This window comes from Methanosarcina baltica (assembly GCF_055394095.1).
Genome location: NZ_AP042463.1, coordinates 2,923,558 through 2,946,952, shown reverse-complemented (window position 1 = coordinate 2,946,952; position 23,395 = coordinate 2,923,558). Strand labels below are relative to the sequence as shown.

The 23,395-nt window shown below is 43.0% G+C and carries 14 protein-coding genes and 2 pseudogenes; 8 read left to right on the top strand and 8 right to left on the bottom strand.

The genetic code is table 11. The annotated features are described in order from the left end of the window. Nucleotides 1-2: 2 nt before the first annotated feature. The 5 genes from fpoL to ACZ5QV_RS12955 all read left to right on the top strand — a co-directional run bounded on the left by fpoL (nt 3) and on the right by ACZ5QV_RS12955 (nt 11,549). Nucleotides 3-2,012, top strand: coding sequence for a F420H2 dehydrogenase subunit FpoL (fpoL, locus tag ACZ5QV_RS12975; RefSeq protein WP_464600198.1), 2,010 nt, complete (start codon nt 3-5; stop codon nt 2,010-2,012). Continuing rightward, entirely contained in the window at nt 2,012-3,499 is a 1,488-nt protein-coding gene (gene fpoM / locus ACZ5QV_RS12970; RefSeq protein ID WP_464600197.1) for a F(420)H(2) dehydrogenase subunit M, read from the top strand. The genes fpoL and fpoM overlap by 1 nt, the downstream gene beginning before the upstream one ends. A 3-nt stretch (nt 3,500-3,502) precedes the next feature. Then, nucleotides 3,503-4,948, top strand: a complete 1,446-nt coding sequence (gene fpoN, locus ACZ5QV_RS12965; protein ID WP_464600196.1) for a F(420)H(2) dehydrogenase subunit N — start codon at nt 3,503-3,505, stop codon at nt 4,946-4,948. A 13-nt stretch (nt 4,949-4,961) separates the two neighbouring features. Then, the gene (gene fpoO / locus ACZ5QV_RS12960; RefSeq protein ID WP_464600195.1) at nt 4,962-5,321 is read left to right on the top strand and encodes a F420H2 dehydrogenase subunit FpoO; all 360 of its coding nucleotides are present in this window, start codon (nt 4,962-4,964) and stop codon (nt 5,319-5,321) included. Nucleotides 5,322-5,930: 609 nt separating this feature from the next. After that, nucleotides 5,931-11,549, top strand: a complete 5,619-nt coding sequence (locus ACZ5QV_RS12955) for a PKD domain-containing protein (protein ID WP_464600194.1) — start codon at nt 5,931-5,933, stop codon at nt 11,547-11,549. 305 nt (nt 11,550-11,854) lie between these two features. On the opposite strand, the gene ACZ5QV_RS12950 is transcribed toward ACZ5QV_RS12955, so the two are convergent. Next, a complete protein-coding gene (locus tag ACZ5QV_RS12950; RefSeq protein WP_464599431.1) occupies nt 11,855-13,519 on the bottom strand; it encodes an IS1634 family transposase in 1,665 nt (554 codons plus the stop codon). 387 nt (nt 13,520-13,906) lie between these two features. Here ACZ5QV_RS12950 and fpoO (ACZ5QV_RS12945) point away from each other — a divergent pair. From fpoO (ACZ5QV_RS12945) to ACZ5QV_RS12935, 3 genes and pseudogenes are all read left to right on the top strand, one after another. Continuing rightward, nucleotides 13,907-13,987, top strand: a pseudogene (gene fpoO / locus ACZ5QV_RS12945) (F420H2 dehydrogenase subunit FpoO); the annotation flags it as partial. A 108-nt stretch (nt 13,988-14,095) separates the two neighbouring features. Next, nucleotides 14,096-14,290, top strand: a complete 195-nt coding sequence (locus ACZ5QV_RS12940) for a DUF433 domain-containing protein (protein ID WP_464600193.1) — start codon at nt 14,096-14,098, stop codon at nt 14,288-14,290. Between the two features lie 37 nt (nt 14,291-14,327). Next, nucleotides 14,328-14,477, top strand: a complete 150-nt coding sequence (locus tag ACZ5QV_RS12935; protein ID WP_464600192.1) for a hypothetical protein — start codon at nt 14,328-14,330, stop codon at nt 14,475-14,477. A gap of 56 nt (nt 14,478-14,533) precedes the next feature. Here ACZ5QV_RS12935 and ACZ5QV_RS12930 read toward each other — a convergent pair. The 7 genes and pseudogenes from ACZ5QV_RS12930 to ACZ5QV_RS12900 all read right to left on the bottom strand — a co-directional run. Further along, nucleotides 14,534-14,785: pseudogene (locus tag ACZ5QV_RS12930) on the bottom strand (nucleotidyltransferase family protein); the annotation flags it as partial. Nucleotides 14,786-14,886: 101 nt separating this feature from the next. Beyond that, nucleotides 14,887-16,551 (bottom strand): IS1634 family transposase, encoded by a 1,665-nt coding sequence (locus ACZ5QV_RS12925; RefSeq protein WP_464599431.1) that lies wholly within the window; start codon nt 16,549-16,551, stop codon nt 14,887-14,889. 103 nt (nt 16,552-16,654) lie between these two features. Beyond that, the gene (locus tag ACZ5QV_RS12920; RefSeq protein WP_464600191.1) at nt 16,655-16,798 is read right to left on the bottom strand and encodes a hypothetical protein; all 144 of its coding nucleotides are present in this window, start codon (nt 16,796-16,798) and stop codon (nt 16,655-16,657) included. A gap of 29 nt (nt 16,799-16,827) precedes the next feature. Beyond that, nucleotides 16,828-17,256 carry a type VII toxin-antitoxin system HepT family RNase toxin gene (gene hepT, locus ACZ5QV_RS12915; RefSeq protein WP_464600190.1) on the bottom strand — a complete coding sequence of 143 codons (429 nt, stop codon included), beginning with the start codon at nt 17,254-17,256 and terminating at the stop codon, nt 16,828-16,830. 495 nt (nt 17,257-17,751) lie between these two features. After that, a complete protein-coding gene (hsdR, locus tag ACZ5QV_RS12910; RefSeq protein WP_464600189.1) occupies nt 17,752-20,046 on the bottom strand; it encodes an EcoAI/FtnUII family type I restriction enzme subunit R in 2,295 nt (764 codons plus the stop codon). A gap of 2 nt (nt 20,047-20,048) precedes the next feature. Next, entirely contained in the window at nt 20,049-21,149 is a 1,101-nt protein-coding gene (locus ACZ5QV_RS12905; protein ID WP_464600188.1) for a restriction endonuclease subunit S, read from the bottom strand. Continuing rightward, nucleotides 21,146-22,618: a type I restriction-modification system subunit M gene (locus ACZ5QV_RS12900; protein WP_464600187.1), complete on the bottom strand. Its 1,473-nt coding sequence runs from the start codon at nt 22,616-22,618 to the stop codon at nt 21,146-21,148. The genes ACZ5QV_RS12905 and ACZ5QV_RS12900 overlap by 4 nt, the downstream gene beginning before the upstream one ends. Nucleotides 22,619-23,395 lie beyond the last annotated feature (777 nt).

The following is a 23,395-nucleotide window of genomic DNA, read 5'->3' as shown; positions in this document are numbered from 1 at the left end:
AAATGGCTCTGGAAAACCTCGCGTTTTTAATTCCGGTGCTTCCTGCACTGGCGTTTGTAATCACGTTCTTCTTCGGCAAAAATATGAAGTCCGGAGGGGCAATTGTCCCGATTCTCGCCATTGCCGCCTCCTTAGTAATTTCCTTAATGATTACCCTCAGGCTGCTGGCCAATCCCGAAGAGGTCGTCACCCAGTCTATTTCCTGGTTCGCAATGCTGAACCTCGGGGTATTAATTGACCCGCTTGCCGCGGTAATGCTCTGCATGGTCTCCTTTGTGAGTCTGCTGATCCACATCTACGCGGTAGGCTACATGTCCCATGACCCGGCAAAGTCCAGGTACTTTGCGGAAACCGCCCTTTTCACGGCCGCAATGCTTTCCCTGGTCCTCTCGGACAACATTTTGCAGCTCTTTGTTTCCTGGGAACTTGTGGGACTCTGTTCCTATCTCCTTATCGGGTTCTGGTTCGCAAAACCCTCGGCCGCAGCCGCAGCCAAGAAAGCGTTCCTGACTACCAGGATAGGAGACGTGATGTTCCTGACCGGAATCGTCGTGCTTACCTCTGACCTCCTGAAAATAGTCGGTGGAATCCCTGAAGGAGTCTACCTGCTCCGCTTCAACGAAATCTTTTCCTACATCCCAGAGCTTTCTGCAATGCAGGCAAATATCTTCGGGACGGAAATCAGTCACCTTACTATTATTACACTGCTCTTCTTCGGAGGAGCCGTCGGAAAGTCCGGGCAGTTTCCGCTGCATGTGTGGCTGCCTGACGCAATGGAAGGCCCGACAACGGTTTCGGCTCTTATCCATGCGGCAACAATGGTTACCGCCGGGGTTTACCTGGTCGCAAGGACCTTCCCAATGTTCCTCGCAGCTCCTGGTTCCCTTATGGTAGTAGCCTACGTCGGTGGGTTTACCGCGCTCTTTGCAGCAACCATGGGCATTGTGATGAACGACATCAAGCGTGTGCTTGCTTTCTCCACCATCAGCCAGCTCGGATATATGATGCTGGGCCTGGGGCTCGGAGCGACAATCGGAATGGAAGCAGTCGGCATATCTCTCTTCCACCTGATCAACCACGCCTTCTTCAAAGCTCTCCTCTTCCTCTGTGCCGGAAGTGTAATCCACGCTGTGGGCACTCACGACATGAGAGAACTTGGAGGAGTTGCAAAGGTAATGCCAATTACCGCAGCAACCATGACCGCAGCGGCCCTTGCCCTTTCAGGCATGGGAATTCCCGGAACTTCTATCGGGACAAGCGGTTTCTTCTCCAAGGACGCGATCATTGAGAGCGCCTACCTGCTCGGAGAACACAACGGAAACTGGCTGCCTTACATTTTCTCAATCCTGGCTGCGTTCCTGACCTCGGTTTACATCTTCAGGCTGATCTTCATGACCTTCACGGGCAAGCCCAGAAGCAACTACGGAGGCCATGAGTCCCCTTCCACGATGACCGTTCCCCTTTCAATCCTGGCAGTTCTTGCCCTGGTTTTCGGAGGCCTGACTCAAACCGGCTTTATGCGCTTCCTTGAGGAAACCTTCAGCAACAGTTTCGTGAACGTTGACATCGGAAGCCTTGCAGCCCTCGGGGGAAACGAACTTGTCCACGCAACAGGACATGAGCCCCTCTTAATCATCTGGCTCCCGCTTATCGTTGCCCTTGCAGGACTTGGGATTTCCTTCGTGCTCTACTACATGAGAGCTGTGAACCTCGGAGCCATCGCATCCGAAAAGAACCCTATCTACAAACTGCTTTACAGGCGCTACTACCAGAACGAGATTTTCACCGAGTTCTTCTCCATTGGAATCGTTTACGGCGTAATCGCATTCCTCACTCAGGTAGTGGACGTCATAATTGACAGCATTGTGGAATCAGTCGGAATCATCACGGTTGAAGCCGGAGAGGTCCTCAGAAAGGTCCAGACCGGGGTCGTGCAGACCTATGCAGCCGTAGTGGTCGCAGGAGTAAGCCTGCTGATCATACTTGTTAAGTTAATAGTGGAGGTGCTTTGATGCTGCCGGTCGCATCCTTATTGATTCTGGTGCCGCTGATTTTTGCAGCAGTAACCTTTTTCACAAAAACGAAAGACCAGGCCGCAACGCTTGCCCTTGCAGGCTCCCTTGCAACCCTTGGCCTGACCCTCTTTGCCTACCTGAACTTTGACAGCAGCACTGCAGCAATGCAGTTCTTCGAGTCCATGAACTGGGTCCCGTCTCTCGGGATCAAGTACAGCGTCGGGATTGACGGCATTTCCATGCCTTTGATCCTCTTAAACGCAATCGTGACTCCTCTCCTTGTCCTCTATTCCTGGACTGAGGAAAGGCAGTCCCCGAACGGGTTTTTCGCCCTTATCCTGGCCATGCAGGCAGCCGTCATTGGTGTCTTCGTGTCTCTGGATTTCTTCATGTTCTATATCTTCTGGGAGCTTACCCTCATTCCCCTCTTCTTCATGGTTAACCTCTGGGGAGGAGAAAAGAGGAAACACGCTTCCTACAAGTTCTTCATCTACACTCATGTGGCGTCCCTGGTGATGCTGCTCGGGATCTTCGGGATCTTCTTTGCCGCCTGGCAGCAGACCGGAATCCCGTCCTTTGACATCCGTGAACTGATTACTCAGTTCCAGTTCATTGAATCGGGAATACTGAGAGATGCGATCTTCCTTGCGCTACTCTTCGGTTTCCTCGCTAAAATCCCGAGTTTCCCCTTCCATTCCTGGCTTCCGGACGCTTATTCCGAAGCCCCGACCGCAGGCAGTGTACTCTTTGTCCTGCTGAAAATCGGTGGATACGGGCTCTTCAGGATCATGCTCCCCATGCTCCCCAACACCGGCAGTCCTGACCTGCTCATTATGGTCATGGGCCTCCTTGGTGGAGTTAGTGTACTTTACGGAGCTCTCCTTGCCCTCAGGCAAAAAGACCTCAAGCGCATGATAGCTTACTCCAGTGTGAGCCACATGGGCTACGTGACTCTCGGCGCAGCCGGCCTGGTAACAATGTCAGTTTCCGGCGCCATGTTCCAGCAGTTTTCCCACGGGCTTATCATGAGCATCCTGTTCATGTCCGCAGGGGTAATCCACAAAAACACAGGGACCAGAATCATCAACGAACTCGGCGGGCTTGCAACTAAAATGCCAAAGCTTACCGTGATCATGATGGTCGGCTTCATGGCCTCCCTGGGCCTTCCGGGCCTGACAGGATTTATTGCCGAGTTCCTGGTCCTGACCTTTACTTTCGGAGAGCTGCCTATCTTTGTGATAATCGCTCTCCTGGCAATCGTAATTACCGCCGGTTACCACCTCTGGGCAATGCAGAGGGCAATGTTTGGCGTGTACAATGAGAAACTCGGACCTGTGGCGGACCTGGACATGCCCCAGACCCTCGCAATGGCCGTAATTGCCCTTCTGGTGCTTTACTTCGGCCTGAATCCGAGTCCGGTGCTTGATATGATGATTACGAATTCGGATGCAATAGTCGGCCTTGCGGCTGCAGCGGGGGTGTGAGCTATGGAAAACCTTATGCTCCTGGCCCCTGAAATCGCGGTCGTTGTGACCGGCCTGATTGTGCTTCTGGCGGGACTTTTCATGTCCCCCCAGAGCAAAAACCTGCTCGGATACCTGGCAACTCTCGGCCTCCTGGCTGCTCTTGGTCTGACCATTAACAGCTTCGGGACTAATGCCGCGATGTTTTCCGGCACTCTGAGTATAGACGCTCTTTCCCAGTTTTTCAAACTGGTCTTCCTGGTAGTGGCCCTTTTGGTCTCAATTGCCGGGGTCAAGTATAACGAAAACAGTAGCCATACCGAAGAGTTCTACGCCCTGTCGCTCTTTGCGACCTTCGGCATGATGATCGTGGCTTCCGCCAATGACCTCATCGTGCTCTTCTGTGCCTTTGAACTTGCAAGTCTTGCGACCTACGCCCTTGCAGCCTTCGAGAAGCAGAACCCGAGGTCCCTTGAAGCCGGCATGAAGTACTTTGTGATTGGCTCGGTTTCGGCCGCCCTCATGCTCTTCGGCATGACTTTCGTCTACGGAGCAACCGGGACTACAAGCATCCCCCTGATTGCAGCCAACTCGGACCTCCTTGCGAGTTCCCCGATAGGCCTTGTTGCAGTCGTCCTCCTGATTGCAGGGTTCGGCTTCAAGATGGCTCTGGTTCCCTTCCACATGTGGGCCCCGGATACCTACCAGGGAGCTCCCTCGATTGTGTCCGCCCTCCTGGCAGCTGGCTCGAAGAAGATGGGTTTTATCGCAGCCTTCAGGGTCTTCATCGTGGCCCTTGCTGCGCTTCAACCTGACTGGCAGTTCGCCTTCACGATTCTCGCAGTGGTCACAATGACCCTCGGAAACGTGGTCGCAGTCTCCCAGACCAGTGTCAAGAGAATGCTCGCCTACTCCTCTCTGGCCCAGGCCGGATACATCGCAATGGCCTTCGTGGTCATGTCCCCGATGGCCCTTGCAGGCGGTATCCTCTACACTCTGGCCCATGCCTTCATGAAAGCAGGCGCCTTCATCGCCGCAGGCGTGGTCGTCTGGATGGTAACCTCCGAAAAGAGAGGCAACCTGAAAATCCCTGATCATCTGGACAACTTCAAAGGCCTCGGGAAAAGAATGCCCCTGACCGCCTTTGCCATGATGATCTTCGTCTTTGCCCTTGCAGGAATCCCGCCAACCGCGGGTTTCATGGCCAAGTTCGTGCTCTTCTCCTCGACCATCGAAGCAGGCATGACCTGGCTTGCCGTGATCGCGATCCTGAACAGCGCGCTCTCCCTCTACTACTACGCAAGGCTCGTGAAATATATGTACATCCTGCCCCCCGAAGGTGGCCGGGTCAGCGAACCCTTCCCCTACGCAATCGCCCTCGTGCTTGCAATGGCAGGTGTACTTGCAATCGGCCTCTGGCCCGAACCCTTCGTACAGTGGGCTATGGAAGCCGCAAAGGTACTGGTATAAGGAGGTATGAGATATGACAGATTGTGATCTATGCGGTCGTGGAATTCCAACCGTAAACCCAGTGCGCGTACAGGGGGGTCCCCTCCTGAAATTCGCCTACCCCGAAGGCGTCTGGAAAGGCCTCTGTGAGGTCTGTCTGGAATCGGCCCAGGCCACCCTTGCGAAAGTAGACAGGGGAGACCTGGCCGGAACCTCCGGCAAATGCAAACTCTGCGGGACAAAAACCGATCTTTATCCTGTGGAACTGCATATCCCGAACTTCAGGAAAGGTGTTGTAAAAGAAAACGTGATGCTCTGCGAAGAATGTCTGAAAGTTTCCGGACAGGCCTTTGCGAAGTTTAAAAGAGAAGAGGCCAAACATAGGCATCATTAATTATATTTTTTTTGGCGGGTGCTGGAGAGTTTTTCTCTCCGGTATCCAGGCCTGCTTTTTTGTGGTTTATGTTTTTGATTCATTAATACTATTTTTCAAGTGTTTTTTTGCCCTGTGGAACTGCAAGTTCCGAACTTTGGGATGTTCATTGTGAAAGAAGGCTTGCAGATCTGCGAGAAATGTTTGAGATCAGGCCTTGGCCAAATTCAAAAATGAACAGGCTACATGCCGAAAGCACAATTAATACAAAAGTAAACTTTTGGCATCCTCTTCAAAATCAGCGGTGAATTTTCCACCCAGGCAAATACTTAATTGTTAAATTCACGAAGTTTATAACTTAAATGGGTCGCATGGATGTGATTCCACAACTAATAATATTAATTTGATTCTACTCAAATCCGTGGAATTCACGTTGCTACCCCTAAATTTGAAGAGGATACCTATATTAATCAATGAAAATAATCTATTTTTGTCGAAATGAAATAAAAATTGAAATGGGATATTACCCAATTGTAGAATCCATTTTAGTTTTGATACAACTTGTATTATAAATTTGCAATTTGATATAATTTTTGTATTGCATTTTGAAATATGGGGGTTAGTACAATTATGTATTTTAAATCTGATGAATTTAAAGATAGAAAATTGAATTTGAAACAAATAAAAGCAACAGGAAAACTGTTTATTTTTGTTTTATTTTTTATATTAACAACTACTAACGCTTCTGGTTTCCCAGGTGATTGGTATTACAGATATGGAGGCACAGGTGGTTCATATACTGAATCTGAACAGATTTACAGCGGGATAGCAGTAGAAGGGGATTATGCTTATCTTATTAATATAGATTCAGCCAACATTAGACAGTCTTTTGTGGTTCTAGATATACATGACCCTGAAAATCCTACTTTTGCAGGAGAATGTGAACTTACCAAAGAATATACGTATTCTGATATAATCAAAATAAAGGGAAACCGTGCTTATCTTACTTCAAATATATGTCCTATGATAGTTATAGACATAAATGATCCAAATAATCCAGAAATTATTACATATGAAGAAACAAGTCAATTTGAATATGGAATATCTTCCTATGATATCGAAATAGTAGACAATTTTGCATACGTCGGGACAAACTTAGGTCTTTTAGTCTATGATATCAGTACTCTGGATCCTCAATTAGTAGGGGAATATGAAGACACTGAAGAAGAAGTAGTTAGTGTCTGTGTTGTTGAAAACTACGTTCTACTTGGCATTGGATCAGGAGCATCGGGCATTTTAGTCCTTGATATTACGACTCGTTCTGAACCAAAATATGTTGATAAGTATTATATTGAAGAGAAGGTTGAATACATTGGCATTGGGGGGACTGAACGTATTGAAGTGGAGGTTACTGACGTTGAAGTCGTCGGTAATTATGTATTCTATGCAACATCATCTCACCGTGATAATTCATTCTTTGTTTTGGAATTATCAGATATGGGTGAACTCTCTCCTGTAGATGGAGAAGAGGAAGGGGATAATAATTATATGCGGCCAATTGATGATATCGTCATTGATGGAACTCGCGCATATTTGCGTTCTTCTGGCGTAGTAGAATATATAGATATATCGGATCCATTAAATATTATACTTATAGGAGGGATAGATTCCGGAGCAAATGGAATAGCTTCAGAAAATGGATTTATTTACTTGATATTTAGTGATAGACACTTTTATGTTGGTCAAATGGTCCCAATATCAAGAATAATCGTGGAACCTAGGGATCTCTATACAGGTGAAAGCTCAGTGATAACCGTATATGATGAACTTGATGATCTTAACGAGTTTGTAAATAAAGACGTAGACATACTTGGATATTCTTACGAAACAACAGGTGGATCTATCATTGGTTCTGGAAATCAAGTTACTTGGGTGGCACCGGATGTTCCTGGAGAATATCACATTTATGTGACAATGTATACAACTGAAGAGACGGGAACAAGTAGATGTACTGTTACCGCATATGAAAAACCAAATTTTGTACCTGTTATTGAAAATATCGAAGTACTTCCAACTGAAATCCCGCAGGGTGGAACAAGTATTATCAAAGTAACAGCTTACGACGCAGATGAAGATGAAATAACATATTCATACGAGTCCTCTGGTGGTTTCATTAATGGTGAGGGAGCAATTATTACCTGGACAGCCGATGTTCCTGCTCCTGGTGCACCACCAATTGTTGGTACTTTTTTTGTAGACGTAACTGTAAGTGACGGAAAATCAACTGACACTGAAAGGATATATATAGATGTTACAGGAGAAGAAACTTCTAACCATGCTCCTATTATTCAATCTATAGATGTATCACCATCTCAGATTACTCAGGGAGAATCAACTACAATAAGTGTTGAAGTTTTTGATTATGAAGGAGACAGTCTGATTTATTCTTATGAATCATCTGGGGGATTCATATCAGGAAGTGGTTCTGTTGTAACATGGACTGCAGATTTACCAGCATCTGGTGCACCTCCAATCACAGGGACATTTTTTGTAGATGTAACGGTTAGTGACGGAAAAGAAAGTGATACGTCACGAGTTTACATTAATGTTGAGGAACCTGAAGTAGACCCCATAGAAATTGTTTCTGCAGTATGGGAAGATGAAGAAGATGAAATGGTTGTACCTTACGATCAGGTCAAATTAGATTTCACTTTCAAGAACAATTTGCCCGATACAATACATAATGTAAAATTCTCATTCCAGAGTAACGATGAAGTAGTTTCTGTTGAAGATAATGAAGTAATTTACGAAGGCAATGTCTTACCAGGTCAAGAATTTTCTGTAACAAATTGGATAAACGTTGCAGGTGTAGAAAACGATGATATCTATAAAGGAGTAATCTGTGCCAACCAAAAAATTGAGCTGACAAATTCAATAAAAATCAAAATTTCCTATGATACAGACACTGATTCCGGAGTAGATGGGAAAGAATTGGATGTATCACCGTTCACAAAACCAGAATCAGAAAATGGTGAGGTATTGTCCATTCAGTATCCAAATTTCTATACTGAGCCGTATAAGAGATATCAAGATGAAGATCTTACATACTATAAGGAAGGTGACACTGACTTTTCCCATATAAGTAATCCGCTTGTTCGTAAATATGCATTAATAGCAGCCTCGACAAATCCAGAAACTCACTTGATTGATGCTTTTCCCGACGATCCTGGAAAAGTTTCATTTAATGTATTTAGATTTGTTGATGATAATCTAGAATCTGATATCTCGAAAGGAATAAGACAAAATGATGTTTGGATACTTAGTGAATTAGAAAATGGAGCTCTAGACACCCATTCTCCGTGGGTCTGTATTACACATGCTTATCTGTTTACATCATTTGAGCGTGCATTAGGTTTTCCTTCTCGAGAACTCACAGTAGCAGAAGGTTACCCATCAATTGGTTCTATTACAGTATATCTACAAAATGGTGCAGCTGAAATTTGGCATAGTGATAAGTGGAATTTCTACGATCCTTGGACTTCGGGAACATTGAGAAATGGTGCATACGTTGCTTATCTTGATTTAGAAAATTATTTGGATGACGATCACAATGATTTGACGATGATCAAATACAGGGCATGGTATGCATTTGATAAACAAACAGCAGTAACATTTAAAGAAAGGGAATACAAAGGACATAAATTTGAGATATGTAAAGTCTATGTACCATTAGTTTGTGAGCTGGGTTGTTCCGATGGTGCTGGTTCTCCTGTGGAACCTTATGGCTTTCAGTGGAAGTTCCTAAAAGAAGACAGTGGGAGAAGACGCACCATCATTATAGCAGGATCTCCTATAAAAATGCTACTTAAGGACAGTCAGGGTAGATTAGTTGGGAGTACAGATACGGGGATTGTTAATGAAATAATTGGTGCAAAATACATGCCACCAGGTCAAATTGGTTATTCGGATAGAGGCGATCCTGACACATTATTTGAGCTGGATGAATTCATTTCCTTACCAGATGATTTCAAAGGTGATTATGAATTAATAATCAAGGGAACTGAGGATGGAGAATACCTTTTGCAATTTTGTAAATTTGATCCTTCATTAGTTGATGAATATTCAGAAGTAACCACTCTTAGAAGTACCATAAAGAAAGATGAAGTCCATGAATACAAAGTTAGTATCGATGAGTCTTCCATTAAGCCAGAGATACCCCTATCTCCTGTCTTCAATCTCCAATCCGCCAACGGTACAACTTGGATAAATTGGACCTGGACAAACCCCAATGACCCCGACTTCAACCACACCGAAATCTACCTTAACGGCACCTTCAAGACCAACACCTCTGCCGAATACTTCAACGCCACCGGCCTCCAACCTGAAACAAGTTATACAATCGGTACGTGCACGGCGGATATTTACGGGAATGTGAATGAGACGTGGGTCAACTTGACTGCAACGACCAAAAAAGCACCGATAATTGTTGACGCAGGAACGGACCAAACGGTGGAGGAAGGAACCAGTGTGAACTTTGAAGGGAACTATACGGCTTCAGGGTCACACACGTATTCCACCAATTGGGAGTTTGGTGATGGATTAATAGTAGAAGGAACGGTAGTTGATGGATCTTTTGTCACTTCTCATGTCTACGAAGATGACGGGGTCTACACAGTGAACTTAACTGTAACTGACGAAGAAGGGGACTCTGGAAATGATACACTATTGGTTAGTGTGATGAATGTTGTCCCCGTTCCGGATGCAGGATCTGACCTCGAAGTGTTTGAAGTAGATCTCATTCAGTTTACCGGAAACTTTACAGATCCAGGAGCCAATGACAGCCATACAATAGAGTGGGACTTCGGCGACGGATTAACGTCATCAGGGGATCTGAACTCTTCACATACCTATGTGGACAACGGATTGTATATTGTAACTCTTAATGTAACGGATGATGACGGTGGGACTGGAACCGATATCCTCAATGTTACCGTGATGAATGCTGTCCCCGTGGTGAATGCAGGATCTGACCTCGAAGTGTTTGAAGGGGATCTCATTCAGTTTACCGGAAACTTTACAGATCCAGGAGTTCTCGATAACCATACCATAGTGTGGGACTTCGGGGACGGCTCAACGATTGCAGGAGATCTGAACACCTCTCATAATTATGCGGATGACGGTGTGTATACTGTAATTCTCAATGTAACGGATGACGACGGTGGGGTTGGGACAGACAACCTTACGGTTAAGGTGAGAAACGTTTCCCCACAGGTAAAGGCCGGAGCTGATATCTCAGTGGTCGAAGGTTCTAGGGCCAGCTTCTCCGGAAGCTTTACTGATCCGGGAGTTCTCGATACCCATACCATAGTGTGGGACTTCGGGGACGGCTCAACGATTACAGGAGATCTGAACACATCTCATACTTATGCGGATGACGGTGTCTATACTGTAATTCTCAATGTAACGGATGATGACGGTGGAACTGGAATCGATACCCTCAACGTTACCGTGCTTAATGCTGTCCCGGTAGTAACCGCAGGCCCTGATCTTGAAGTTACTGCGGGTGACCCTGTTTCTTATGCAGGTAATTTCTCTGATGCTGGCTGGCTGGACAAGCACACCGCCGAATGGAACTTTGGGGAAGGAACGGTTGAGACAGGTTCGCTTACAGAGGAGAACAGGAATCCTGAGTCAGGTGGCACGGTTTCCGGAAACTTCACCTATTTTGAACCGGGCGTGTTCAATGTAATTCTGAAAGTTTTGGATGATGACGGTGGAATCGGGCAGGATCAGCTAACAGTCACTGTTCTTCCGATTGTTGCAACAGTTGATTTCGACCCCGATACCCTTAACCTGGGGAGCGGTGGAAAATGGGTTACTGCATACATCGAACTTCCTGATGGGTATGATGTTGCCGGAATCGATGCATCCAGCATGTTCCTATTTAGTATTTTCCTGAACGATGAAACAGTTTCGGCAGTTACGGATCCGAAGTACGGTTTTGTCAAGGATGAAAGCGAATATCTGATGGATCGGGATGGAGACGGGATTCTTGAGAGAATGCTCAAGTTTGATCGGGAAGAAGTTGAAGCTATCCTTGAAACTGGAGATGAGGTAATCGTAACTTTTAAAGGAAAAGTAGGGTATGAAAATGAAGTAGCTTCGGGTATGGCTTCTTTTGAGGGAACAGATACGATAAAGGTGATCGAGTCTTTGAACACCAGGAAGAACAACGAGAAGAATAAGTAAGCATTGATTAAACGCATCCATTTTTGTTGAAAGGTGCGGGTTCCAGTAACTCGCCCCTTGATTTGTTTTTTGCTATCTTTTTTAGTTCCTTCAGGAAGCCGTCTATCTCTGGCTGAATGATATACCGGTTCCGGAAACCGGAGAAACACTAAAAACCGAAAGGCTGCAAAAAATAATCGACTGCTGGCTCAACAATTAACAGAAAAAAGAACTCTGACTTTACTTTCAAAGATGCATGTTTTTCCGTTATCAAGCGGCTTTGTTTGTGTGGGCCTAAGGAATGAATAATCCTACTGATGACGTTTTTATTGGGGTGGCAGGTAATTACCCAAGTTCAAGAAAGAAAATAATGATGCTTGCTTTGTACTCATCTCTTCCAGAATAATATTACACTTATTTGATTCTTTATCCTGGATAACTGCCAGCCTAATTTCGGACAAATTTTCAATTAGTCTTCTCATAGAAAGACCATATCTCTTTGTCTCCCAGGCTAAATATCTGTAGAAAAGTAAGCCAATTATAGACAGAAATACGTGAACTTTGATATTTTCATCTTTGTGGTGGTACACCGGTCCCACAGGGACAAGCAGGTGATCATTCAATAGCTTAAAATCATCCTCTATAGCGCCTTTATTGTTGTATGTTTGCACAATTTTTTTAGTGTGCCAACGGTGCTTATCTGTAAATAGTATATTTTTTCCTAATGAATTTTCGCGCTTATTTTTATTCTCTTCGTCAATCCAGAACTTTAACTGAGGTTTTTTCTTACCTTCAGGAGCATCAGTAATTTCATATTTCACCATACTTCTGTATTTTTTGATAATAATGTCTGCAACCTCTTTTTCTACACTGCTCCTGTTTCTTGCTTTTCCTCTGTTGCTTTCCAGTCTCCTCTGTAGGTCTTCCAGATTCTCAGTTATTTTTGACATATTTGACTCACAAGTTCTTTTTTGAAGTTTGTGAGTTCCTTCATTGAAAGTAATTACTGTTGTAAATTCTGTCCCGTAAAACTGATGCTTTGTCCGATAGCCATAAATTTTGTGGCCTTCTGAGCTTTCATATAAAAATTGATATTTAGATAATGGCACTTCAAGAAGATCATCTGCCTGATTTGCTTTTACAGCCCCTACAAAATTCATCTTTGAAGTTGCTTTTTCAATGTTGTCCTTTGAATTGTTTCCCTTATCAAAAACAAGAACAAGGTCTTCCGAACAAATATTCAATTCGGTTAGACGGTTTACTATTTTGTCAACCAGACCTGAAAATTCCTCTGAATCATGCACATTTCCTGGATATGTCTCGTGAATAAAAGGTAAGTTGTAATCATTAGCAGCCAGCGCTACAGATACCTGATTTTTGTCTTTACGATGCTTTTTGTTATACCCTTTATGAAGCAATTCACTTTTTTCATCATAATTGGTAGCATAAGTGAACCAGTTTGATTCATCCACAAACAGTACTGAAGGGGTTAGTCCTTTTTCGATGAGAACTCGGCACAAATCGTCTTCAATATTTTTCATTGTGTCGGAATCAATGTAATTCATATGATTCAAAAAATTCTGACAATTTAATTTATGAGGGAATTTCCACTTAAAAGATAAGGCCGATTTTTTGAACCATTCCCCAATACCGTTTTCACTTAAAACTCCATGAGATTTCCCCACTATATCAAGTAAAAGATACTCTCCGACACTTAAACCATCGATTGATTTTTTCATAGTGTGCTTGTTCACTATGTCAACGAATCCAAGCTCTTCATTCACATGAAGAAGTGCGGCAAGTTTGCCGTACTCAAAAGATTTCAGTTTCATGTAGGGCAATGATTCACTCTGTTTTTTCATTTCAAATATTTTTTCGGCATTGCCTAAATATATCTGAAATATAGTTTTCACTTTTCCATCAATTCTGCCAGTTTTAATAATATACCAGTATTTTTTACCGTTGATTATTTTCTGTTTTAAAAAAACCATGATATAAATTTAGGTTCTACGTATATAAAGATATTTCTTCAAAAAACAGATACAATAGGCTTTTTAAATGTAATTTAGAACTTAGGCCTTACAAATATTTTTTTTAACGGATCTTCCTTGCCACTGATTTTTGTGGCAAATCAAGGCAAAAATAGCTCTTCTTTGAAAGCTGAGTCTGAGGAAAAACGGTGCGTGTTCAGCACCTCTTCCTCATTTCTTCCTGCCCCGTTTATTTCCAGACAGATCTCTTTTGAGGTCTGCCGGTTTTACTTTTTTTCCTATGCAATCGCCCCTGTTTTTGCGGTTACAGAAGGGCTCGCAACTGACCTCAACGGGTTTCATGTCCGGTTTTTATTTTTCGGCTTCAGGAGAGAGTAAGGGCGCGGAATTTCAACTGTGGATCCCTTGCGCTTTTCCCGTCCCCTCCTGAAATTCGCATATCCCGAAGGCGTCTGGAAAGGCCTCTGTGAGATCTGCCTGTTTTTCTTTTTTTCGCATTGCCTGCGGCCCTCTTCAAACCGCATAACCTCAAAACTAAAATACCTTACAACCACTATTCTAATCAGGTGGAAGCTTATGACATGGCGAGAGCGTATCATCATTGACCCGACGGTTTTTGCAGGCAAGCCAATTGTCAGGGGCACACGTCTTGCAGTCGAATTCATTATAGGCCTGCTGGCTCACAAATGGTCTGAGGACGAGATCCTGCGAAACTATCCCGGTTTGACTCATGAAGATATTCAGGCCTGCCTGAGCCATTCAAATTCCTGAAAAAGGTGATTATGTGGCCGATTAGCAAAAACAATATGTGGTTGATGAAAATGGGCAGAAAGTAGCGATTATTCTTCCCCTTGAGGAATATGAAAAAATGATGGAAGACCTGCATGACCTTGCTATCGTTGCGGAAAGGGGGAGTGAAAAAACGATTATTTTTGATGAGCTGAAAAGAAAGCTGTAAAGCAGATCCGGAAAAACATCATCATCTTTGCAGGTAATCTCCAGCCTCACGTTCTGTCATACCTGCACAACCTCGCGGAGGATGCGTTTTCCTATTCTCGGTTTCAATGAACTTTTCATTACAAGATCCACATTCACGCAGAGGATATCGGAAAGGTCCTGTTTGAGCCCGACGAATTCAAGAAGGTCAGGGGCCTCGGAAAACTCTACCAGGATGTCGAGGTCACTGGCTTCTTTTTGTTCTCCCCGGACATAAGAGCCGAAAATTCCCAGAAAGCTGATGTTATACTCTCTTGAAAGCTCCGGGAGATGCTGCCTTAGACTTTACTTTCAAAGATGCATGTTTTTCCGTTATCAAGCGGCTTTGTTTGTGTGGGCCTAAGGAATGAATAATCCTACTGATGACGTTTTTATTGGGGTGGCAGGTAATTACCCAGGTTCAAGAAAGAAAATAATGATGCTTGCTTTGTACTCATCTCTTCCAGAATAATATTACACTTATTTGATTCTTTATCCTGGATAACTGCCAGCCTAATTTCGGACAAATTTTCAATTAGTCTTCTCATAGAAAGACCATATCTCTTTGTCTCCCAGGCTAAATATCTGTAGAAAAGTAAGCCAATTATAGACAGAAATACGTGAACTTTGATATTTTCATCTTTGTGGTGGTACACCGGTCCCACAGGGACAAGCAGGTGATCATTCAATAGCTTAAAATCATCCTCTATAGCGCCTTTATTGTTGTATGTTTGCACAATTTTTTTAGTGTGCCAACGGTGCTTATCTGTAAATAGTATATTTTTTCCTAATGAATTTTCGCGCTTATTTTTATTCTCTTCGTCAATCCAGAACTTTAACTGAGGTTTTTTCTTACCTTCAGGAGCATCAGTAATTTCATATTTCACCATACTTCTGTATTTTTTGATAATAATGTCTGCAACCTCTTTTTCTACACTGCTCCTGTTTCTTGCTTTTCCTCTGTTGCTTTCCAGTCTCCTCTGTAGGTCTTCCAGATTCTCAGTTATTTTTGACATATTTGACTCACAAGTTCTTTTTTGAAGTTTGTGAGTTCCTTCATTGAAAGTAATTACTGTTGTAAATTCTGTCCCGTAAAACTGATGCTTTGTCCGATAGCCATAAATTTTGTGGCCTTCTGAGCTTTCATATAAAAATTGATATTTAGATAATGGCACTTCAAGAAGATCATCTGCCTGATTTGCTTTTACAGCCCCTACAAAATTCATCTTTGAAGTTGCTTTTTCAATGTTGTCCTTTGAATTGTTTCCCTTATCAAAAACAAGAACAAGGTCTTCCGAACAAATATTCAATTCGGTTAGACGGTTTACTATTTTGTCAACCAGACCTGAAAATTCCTCTGAATCATGCACATTTCCTGGATATGTCTCGTGAATAAAAGGTAAGTTGTAATCATTAGCAGCCAGCGCTACAGATACCTGATTTTTGTCTTTACGATGCTTTTTGTTATACCCTTTATGAAGCAATTCACTTTTTTCATCATAATTGGTAGCATAAGTGAACCAGTTTGATTCATCCACAAACAGTACTGAAGGGGTTAGTCCTTTTTCGATGAGAACTCGGCACAAATCGTCTTCAATATTTTTCATTGTGTCGGAATCAATGTAATTCATATGATTCAAAAAATTCTGACAATTTAATTTATGAGGGAATTTCCACTTAAAAGATAAGGCCGATTTTTTGAACCATTCCCCAATACCGTTTTCACTTAAAACTCCATGAGATTTCCCCACTATATCAAGTAAAAGATACTCTCCGACACTTAAACCATCGATTGATTTTTTCATAGTGTGCTTGTTCACTATGTCAACGAATCCAAGCTCTTCATTCACATGAAGAAGTGCGGCAAGTTTGCCGTACTCAAAAGATTTCAGTTTCATGTAGGGCAATGATTCACTCTGTTTTTTCATTTCAAATATTTTTTCGGCATTGCCTAAATATATCTGAAATATAGTTTTCACTTTTCCATCAATTCTGCCAGTTTTAATAATATACCAGTATTTTTTACCGTTGATTATTTTCTGTTTTAAAAAAACCATGATATAAATTTAGGTTCTACGTATATAAAGATATTTCTTCAAAAAACAGATACAATAGGCTTTTTAAATGTAATTTAGAACTTAGGCCTTACAAATATTTTTTTTAACGGATCTTCCTTGCCACTGATTTTTGTGGCAAATCAAGGCAAAAATAGCTCTTCTTTGAAAGCTGAGTTAGAATTTTTCTAAAATTGGCCGCATCTTTAGTTTTTTCATCTTTTGACTTTATCCTGGTATTGGTTTCCATATTGATTCCTGAAGGTATTCTATTTTCCGTTATTCAGGTTCTTTCTTCTCAATATATTCGATCACATACCCAGCAAATTCATCAAAATCCCCCAGTTTTGCTGTCAGGAATTCTTCAAGAATTTCCAGGTCCACATCCTCGTACATGTGGACGAGTACATTCCTGAACCCGGCGGCCGGTGTAAATTTTTCTGCAAAATTTTTCGGGAGGATTGAATGTTTTCCCAGAACGATGAAGACGCCTTCGTAATCAGGGGGTCTTTCGAATCCTTCTTCCGAGATGATAATCTCTCCTATGTCAATAGCGCCCTCAATTGCGAGCTGGAAATTTCTCTCGACTGCGCTTCGTTTTTCGTAGTCGTATTCCAGATCCAGGGTTTCGGGGTCAAGGGATTTTAGGTAATCAACGCACCTTTTCATAAAACTTAATTTTCTGAAAATCGCATCTGAACTTTTCATAAAACCTCTGCATGAAACCCTTAGGAATGGCTGAGAAATAACTTTATATTTTCAGTTTGGGAATTACTTCATACTTATACATGTTGTGTTTTTGTTTAAGGAGGTGTTTGGTGTGGGCATTCAAAAACCACGGAACACACGGAACACACGGAAAAAGAATGCCGGAAGACGGCAATTAAGGTTGTTCTGGCGTTTTTTTGTCTGCTTGAGCGAGCGTAGCGAGTGAAACGGGGGTTTCCGTGCTGTTGCGATTTCATCGCAACTCCCAGGAAATTTTCGATTTCCTGTGATCCCGAAGCGGAACTCGGGTGCTGAAGCGCAACTCGGGTATTTAAAGAACCGGCGTATTCACCGGCCTTCAGGCCGGTTTCCGTGTCCTTCCGTGTGTTCCGTGGTTAAGAAATGGCAGACAAAAATACTTGATATTATATTTGACTCATTCCTTAATGGAAGACCGGTTTTGATTAAACCGGATAGCCTTCCATGTAGTTTATTTCACGCAAGAACTGGCGCATAAAGGTATTCTTGAAATCCAAAAAATAGTTCTTTTGTTTTAGCAATTCCGCCCAATGCTTCCTTAGCATCGCTTATTGTATGGTATTTGAGTTCAAGAAGTCCTGGCAACTTTTCCTGGCTGAGTTCTTCCACACCTGTTTCTATGTAATTAGAGAGAACGAAATCCAGAAACTCTTTTTGCTTTTCATCCAGCCCTTCAAAAATTCTTGATCGAGCCTTATTTACTCTTATTTCCCTTGTGATAGGCGGCAGGGCAAAAGAGACGTAATCCAATACATCAAAAAGATCGCTTTTTTCAGCATCTATAAGTTTTTGTAATGTTGTGAGTTCATCCATACCATAACCTGCTTCGGCAAGCTTTTCAAGAAATACACTACGTGTTTCCGGATTTGACCAGATTACACGAAGTTCATGTTCATTCTTAAAAAATTCTGGCAAAACACCAAACAGATTTTGTAAAAACTCCTGTGCTGAAATCGGTTTACCATCGACACTCCAAAAAGAAGTTGAAATCGTGTGTTGAATCTCGCGCTCTTTGCCATCACACAGCTTTATTTTAAGTATTTTCTTCGCCTCTTTTTCGGCCTGTTCCGATGAGACATAGGGTTCTTTCGGCTCTTTTACTTTCGGAGGGTCAGGATCCATCGGCTCTCCGTCCCATTCCTTATCGGCAAAATGAAGGTGAGCTTTTACAAAATCGTAAATGGTGAAATATTCTTTTCCATCGAACAGCCGCGTGCCACGTCCAACTATCTGCTTAAACTCAATCATGGATTTTATCTTACGCATGAGAATTATATTTCGGATGTTTCGGGCATCAACGCCGGTGGAAAGCTTTTGTGAGGTGGTGAGAATCGTTGGGATCGTATTTTCGTTGTCCTGAAATTCACGCAAATACTGTTCACCAAGCGCGCCATCGTCAGCTGTAACACGAACGCAGTAGTTCGGATCACTACTATCCTTATATTGATTGACCAAATTCCGAATTGCCATTGCATGATTTTGAGTGGCACAGAAAACAATAGCCTTTTCTTTCTGATCGATTTGAGAAAGAAATATCTTCACTCTTTTTGCTTCACGTTCTTTGATTTCGATGATTCGATTGAAATCTGCCTCCGTGTAGGTTTTCTCTGTTTCGACTTCCCCATCAATGACCAGATCGTCCGGAGTGTAAACATATTCATCTAATGTGCTTTCGATCTGCTTTACTTTAAAAGGCGTAAGGAAACCATCGTTAATGCCTTCTTTTAGTGAATAGACGTAGACCGGCTCGCCAAAATATTTGTAGGTGTCCACATTGTCACTGCGTTTGGGCGTTGCGGTTAAACCAAGCTGGACTGCCGGAGAAAAATAATCCATGATTCCACGCCAGTTCCCCTCATTATTTGCGCCGCCTCGGTGGCATTCATCGATAACAATGAAATCAAAATAATCCGCAGGATAGGCCCCAAAATAAGGTGTGCCTTCCGGCCCGCTCATGAAGGTCTGGAAAATGGTAAAGAATATGCTACCGTTGGTTGGCACCCTTCCTTTTTTGTTGATCTCTTTAGGACTGATACGCACCAGCGCGTCTTCCGAAAAAGCCGAAAAAGCATTAAAAGCCTGATCAGCGAGTATATTTCTATCTGCCAGAAACAAAATCCTCGGCCTGCGTCCCCCATCCCGCTTCAGGTTCCATCGGGTTTGAAAAAGTTTCCAGGCTATCTGAAAAGCGATGAAAGTTTTGCCCGTACCGGTTGCCAGGGTGAGCAGGATGCGCTGTTTTCCTTCGGAAATGGCAGTCATGGCCCTGTTGACCGCAATTTCCTGATAAAAACGCACGGCTTTGGTTCCGCCCATATTTTCAAAAGGAACCTGAGAAAAGCTGTCACGCCACTGGTTTTGAGTAACGAATGTCTTATTCCACAATTCATCCGGCGTCGGAAAACTATCAACTAATCCTTCTGCCCCAGTTTTCATGCAGATCCGGTAAATTTCCCTGCCATTGGCAGCAAAGGTCGTTTCGATATGCATTTTTTCGGCATAGTTTTTGGCCTGGGCCACCCCTTCGCCAACTTCAAGTTCATCTCTTTTGGCTTCAATTACCGCAAGTTTACGGTCTTTATAAACAAGTACATAATCAGCTTTGAGCGGTTTAGCACGTTTCCCCCCGGTCTGAATCCTACCCAAAGTTATATAGTGCTCCCGAAGAATTTTTGAACCTTCGACAACCCCCCAGCCGCATTCCCTTAACTTCGGGTCAATGAGCTCGGCCCTGGTTTCGGCCTCATTCATAATTACGCCCCCGTAAGTTCGCCATCAAAGGCTTTTTTCAACACAGCCTTTTTCAGCTCATCCAGAGCGGCCAGTTTTTGCTGGTAGATTGCTTCAAGCTTTTTAGTTTCAGCAGAAAGCGCATCGAGTTTGGCGACGATAGAGGTTTGTTCGGAAAGAGAGGGTAATGCAATTTTTAAATCTTTAATCATCCCCAATTTCAAGAACTTGGTACCAGCTCCAACTGATTTCATTTTGAATTCTTTGAGGCTATTTAGCATTTGGAAATAAAGATACCTATAGAGCACCCTGTTTTCTTTATTGACAGTAATCACGTATGTTCTCTGGTATGCATTGAATTTACCTTTATAATGTTTCACATTAAAATCGCCTACAGCATTATTCCCTGCCAAAAGAATTGCTTCACAATCAAAAGCAAATTTGTCGATAGAGAATATATCTCTTGAACAAGTAAAAAATGGATATTGTCCATTCTCTGTTGCAGCATTTGCATTTAACTTGCCGGTTGTGATATCTACTAATGATCCTAAAGACTCTTTCTCTGCATCCAAACTTTGCAGATACGAATCAAAAAGCTCGCGGGAGTTTTGCAGGTTTTTTTCGGCGTTTTCTTTTGCCTTTTCGATGGCAGCAAAAGTTTCCTCAAGAATAGAAACGATGCGTTGTTGTTCGGAGAGGGGTGGAATAGGGCACTTTAAATTTAAAACATCTTTTCTTGATATCCCTGGAATAGCTGCACCATTACCCAAAGATTGGAAAAAGTTGTATTGCAGAACAAGAAATGCATAAATGAAATTGGTTTCAGCCTTGTTGGTTCTAATCGCCATGAGTTGACGGCTAATTGCAACTTCGTCAATGTGAAGTAAATTTATTTTACCAATACCTGATCCTTTTACAGTAATTAAAATATCATCTTTATGGGCCGTCACTTTAGGGTACTCTGTCCACTTTGACACTATGGGATGCAAAGAGCCAAAATCTGAAGGTCCGGTTAAGTAGCCTATACCTTTTGATTGGGTGTTATAATTTTTTGATTCAATATGTTGGCCTGATATCAGTTCGCATACTTCCCCCAGCTTCTTTACTTCCCAATTCTTCTTCATACCAACCCTCGAATCGAATTAAAGATTTCTGCACTTTCCTTATCCAGCGCCTGAATCTCTTCCAGAATTTCTTGAGGATCACGCAGCACTATTTCATCATTTTTATGAGGGTTCTTCGCCGACAGGTCATAGATGGTTTTGTCCACATCAGCAATGTTTACAGACCAGGAATTTTCGGAATCGGCTTTTGTTTTCTGCAAGTCCACAAATTCCGCCAGATCGTTTTCGTTCAGCGGGTTGGTCTTGCCGAGGTTTCGGTCCAGATTTAGCTGATAGAACCAGACATTTTTAGAAGGTTCGCCTTTTTCAAAAAAGAGCACGACTGTTTTAACCCCTGCACCTGTGAAAGTGCCGCCGGGAAGGTCCAGTACAGTGTGGAGGTTGCAGCTTTCCAGCAGCAGTTTACGCAGGCTTACGGATGCGTTGTCGCTATTTGAAAGAAAAGTGTTTTTGATTACTATGCCAGCTTTGCCGCCTGCTTTGAGAATTTTGATGAAATGCTGGAGGAATAGAAACGCGGTTTCACCGGTTTTTATAGTGAAGTTCCGCTGCACTTCGGCGCGTTCCTTGCCACCAAATGGGGGATTGGCAACTACGATATCGTAACGGTCTTTATCCTGAATGTCAGAAATATTTTCGGTGAGGGTATTGGTGTGCACAATATTGGGAGCTTCAATGCCGTGCAGAATCATGTTCATGATGCCGATGATGTAGGCAAGCGACTTCTTTTCTTTACCGTAGAATGTACTTTTCTGGAGGAGCTCCATATCTCTGGTGGTCAGATCCTTGTCCGTGGTCAGTTTCTTGCTCTCTTTCATGTATTCAAAGGATTCCACCAGAAAACCGGCTGAACCCACGGCCCCATCGTAGACCCTGTTGCCGATTGAGGGTGCAACCACTTTCACGATTGTTTTGATAAGAGGTCGGGGTGTGTAGTATTCGCCACCGTTTCGGCCAGCATTTCCCATTTTCTTGATTTTGTCCTCGTACAGGTGCGAAAGCTCATGCTTTTCGACCTGAGAACGGAAGCGGAGTTCATCAACCATATTCAGGACTTCACGCAGGTTGTAACCGCTCTGTAGCTTATTACTTAACTCGCTGAAGATCTCCCCGATTTTGTACTCAATAGTATCCGCACTCTCGGCATCGACTTTGAACTTTTTCAGGTAGGGGAACAGCTTGAGGTTTACAAACTCTTTCAAGTCCTCGCCGGTAAGTGCTTTATTATGATCGATTTTCTTATCTTCGTCTTTGGGGGCTGCCCAGGTTTCCCATTTGTACTCGGGGCTGATAATGGCTGTATAAGTACTGGATGACAACTCAGCAGCATCTTTTTTATCATTTTCAAGATCATCCAGATATTTCAAAAAAAGGATCCAGGAAGTCTGCTCCACATAATCAAGTTCGCTACTGCAACCGGCATCCTTACGAAGGATGTCATCAATATTTTTAAAAGTTTGTTCAAACATGCTCTTATCGTTCCGTTAATCTATTTTTTAATTAGCCAGTACCCTCGGCTTTGCTCAGAATGAACATTTACAATGTATTTAAGGGGTTTGGGTTAATAAACAATTCGATTCCCTAAGGAATGGTAAAAATATAAGTTCTGATTTTATTTCGGGAATTGCTCTATACTCATACATATTATGTTTTTGTTTGAGGGGGTGTTTGGTGTGGGTATTAAAAAACCACGGAACACACGGAACACACGGAAAAAGAATGCAGGAAGACGGCAATTAAGGTTGTTCTGGCGTTTTTTTGTCTGCTTGAGCGAGCGTAGCGAGTGAAACGGGGGTCCCCGTGCTGTTGCGATTTCATCGCAACTCCCAGGAAATTTTCGATTTCCTGTGATCCCGAAGCGGAACTCGGGTAGCGCAACTCGGGTATTTAAAGGACCGGTGTACTCACCGGCCCTCAGGCCGGTTTCCGTGTCCTTCCGTGCTTTTCCGTGGTTAAAAGATCTCTTGATAGTGATTTTGGATCTAGAACTTCAAAAATCCGAATTTTAAAGCTGGGTGAGTATAATACAAAATCAAATTAGAATCATTGAAAACACGAAAAGAAGGTAAAAGGGAAAACTGAGAGTATACAATTAACCGTTTCCGTGTGTTCCGTGTGTTCCGTGGTTGAAAAGTCCTGGTAAAAGAATTAAGCCACGGAAAGCATGAAAAAACATGAGAGGAAGATTAAAGGGAAAATAGCCAGTTAAACATTTCCGTGTACCTGTTGCATGATTTGTCACCATG